The organism is Endozoicomonas sp. SESOKO3 (assembly GCF_024606255.1).
Genome location: NZ_JAHHPR010000713.1, coordinates 1 through 2,064 on the forward strand (window position 1 = coordinate 1; position 2,064 = coordinate 2,064).

At 44.3% G+C, this 2,064-nt stretch carries 1 protein-coding gene; it reads left to right on the top strand.

Annotated features, from left to right (window positions below; all coding sequences use genetic code 11):
* Nucleotides 1-1,853, top strand: a 1,853-nt coding sequence (locus KDK18_RS12545; RefSeq protein ID WP_257255267.1) for a hypothetical protein, incomplete at its 5' end; no start/stop codon positions are given.
* Nucleotides 1,854-2,064 lie beyond the last annotated feature (211 nt).

Genomic DNA, 2,064 nt, shown 5'->3' on the forward strand with positions numbered 1-2,064 from the left:
TGGACTGCATAAATAACCATTCTTGCCTTGGTGAGCCACTCTCATCAACACCCGAAACTCAATTAGAGACACCCCGTTTTAGCACTATGGGCAGGGACGTCATTGTACGTGACAAGAACAAGATTTCATTATTGCTCGATTTGCCCATTGAAATACAATCCAAAATTTATAGCTATTTGCAGACCCGTGATATTGCCCATTTAACACGGGCAAATTCATACCTTAACAACACGCTCAAAAATGATACTTCAATGGCTAGGGCATGGTATCGCCAGATTGCTTCATCACACCAGGCTCTAATAAAGACAATCGTCACTGAAAAAGATAAGGATCAACTCGAGAATTGGTTGAGCCGGTTTACAATGGATAAGGCATTAGTCAAGTCAGTCATGGATCGTCATGGGAGTATTGACTTTCCTGCTCTGTTCTCTTTCACTCTCACTAAACTGATGATTGAATGCAAAACATTTATATTTGAGACAAAAGCCTCCCTCCCCAATAATGGCAAGATCAACTCTGCTACCTTCAGTGCCGATGGCCGCTATCTGGTGAGCGTCAGCGATAGTAAAACGGTGATAATCTTTGGTCGGGAGACCGATGGTTCATGGCAAGCAAAAGGCACTATCCCCCATAATGGTCGTGTCATATCATTCATGCTCAGTAACGATGGCCACTATGTAGTGACCGCCAGTGAAGATCGCAATGCGAGAATCTATGGCAAGAAGGACGAACATTCATGGGAAGAAAAAACCACTATTACCCATGATAATCGTCTCATGTCAGCTACCTTCAGCGCCAACGATCGCTATGTAGTGACCGCCAGTCACGATGGCAAGGCGAAAATCTATGGTCTGGAAGACGATGAGTCATGGGCAGAAAAAGCCATCATTAGCCACGATTCTTTAACATCAGCCACCTTCAGCGCCGATAGTTGCTATATGGTGACCACCAGTCTGGATCATACAGCAAAAATCTATGGCAAGATGAACGATGGGTCATGGATAGTAATAGCCATCATTTCCCATGACAAACCAGTCTGGTCAGCCAAATTCAGCGCCGATAGCCGACATATGATCACCTGTTGTGAAGGTAACAGGATGAAAATCTGTGGCCTTGAGAACGATGGGGCATGGGAAGAAAAAGCCATCTTTCCCAATGAGGATCGTTTCTTCTCTGTCACATTCAGCGTCGATAGCAGCCATATGGTAACCTCCGGTCAAGATGGCAGGGCGATAATCTATGGTCTGGAAGACGGATCATGGAACGAAAAAGCCATCATTTCTCATAATGATTGGGTCCTCTCAACCACCTTCAGCCCCGATAGCCGCTGTGTGATCACCCGCAGTAGAGATAAAAAGGCGAAAATCTATCGCCTGAACGATCATGGATCATGGGAAGAAAGAGCTACCATTTCCCATAATAAACAGATCAACTCAGCCAGATTCAGCTCCGATAGCCGCCATGTGATGACCCACGGTGAAGACAGGAAGGTAAAAATCTATGGCCGTAAGGTCAATGGATCCTGGGAAGAAAAAACCACCATTTGTAGTGGTTTGTATATTAGATCAGCATCCTTCAGCGCCGATGGCAGCCATTTGGTCACTGCCAATAACGATAATGTGTCGGAATTTATTTATCACCAGTTAAGACATACATTTTTTAGTTTACTCCCGCCGTTAGATTCTCATCTTGCTATTGTTTACGGTCAGGTAAGCGATGGGTCATGGCAAAAAAAAGCCACCATTTCCTATCCCAGAGGGATCGTGTCAGCCACCTTCAGCGTCGATGGCCATGTGTTGTCCATCCATGAAGATGAGTCGGCGAAAATCACTGAACTAAGCATGGATGAATGACTGATTGCTGTCACTCACTAATTATTCTGCAACACCTGCCTGGCAAGAATCAAAGTCCTGTTTTCCTGTTAGTTTCGCTGAGATCAATGTTATGAACTTTCATAGTAAAACCGACTCTAAGCTGCAGAATCAATTTTAAATAGACTTGCCAACCAAGGAAAACAACAACTTTTAAGAAACGAACCATGGACTGCATAAATAACCATTCCTG